At 47.8% G+C, this 404-nt stretch carries 3 tRNA genes; all 3 read right to left on the bottom strand.

From position 1 onward, the window contains the following. Positions 1–138: 138 nt before the first annotated feature. A tRNA-Val gene (locus tag AB4232_RS21965) sits at positions 139–214 on the bottom strand. A gap of 32 nt (positions 215–246) precedes the next feature. Beyond that, positions 247–322: transfer RNA gene (locus AB4232_RS21960), tRNA-Lys, on the bottom strand. Between the two features lie 2 nt (positions 323–324). Continuing rightward, a tRNA-Glu gene (locus AB4232_RS21955) sits at positions 325–400 on the bottom strand. Between the last annotated feature and the right edge of the window lie 4 nt (positions 401–404).

Raw genomic sequence — 404 nt, 5'->3', positions numbered from 1 at the left:
CAAATTGTTAAAGAGCATGAGACTTTAAGAACCAGTGTTCTAAAATTCACATTTTCTAAAGACTCTCAGGGTCAAACACACCAACCAACGACAAAAGAAGTGGTTTGGATATGACTATAACCAAGAATATTTAGAGAATGGTGGGCGATACCGGGCTCGAACCAGTGACCCCCTGCTTGTAAGGCAGGTGCTCTCCCAACTGAGCTAATCGCCCACGATAGTTTTAATTCCTTCGCGGAGAAAGAATGGTGGGTCGTGCAGGATTCGAACCTGCGACCAATTGATTAAAAGTCAACTGCTCTACCAACTGAGCTAACGACCCAATGGTATCCCGTAGGGGAGTCGAACCCCTGTTACCGCCGTGAAAGGGCGGTGTCCTAGGCCTCTAGACGAACGGGACACTG

Source organism: Vibrio sp. 10N.286.46.A8, assembly GCF_041470165.1.
Classification (GTDB): Bacteria; Pseudomonadota; Gammaproteobacteria; order Enterobacterales; family Vibrionaceae; genus Vibrio; species Vibrio tasmaniensis_A.
The sequence above is the reverse complement of the archived record's forward strand: the minus strand, read 5'-3'. Positions and strand labels throughout refer to the sequence as shown.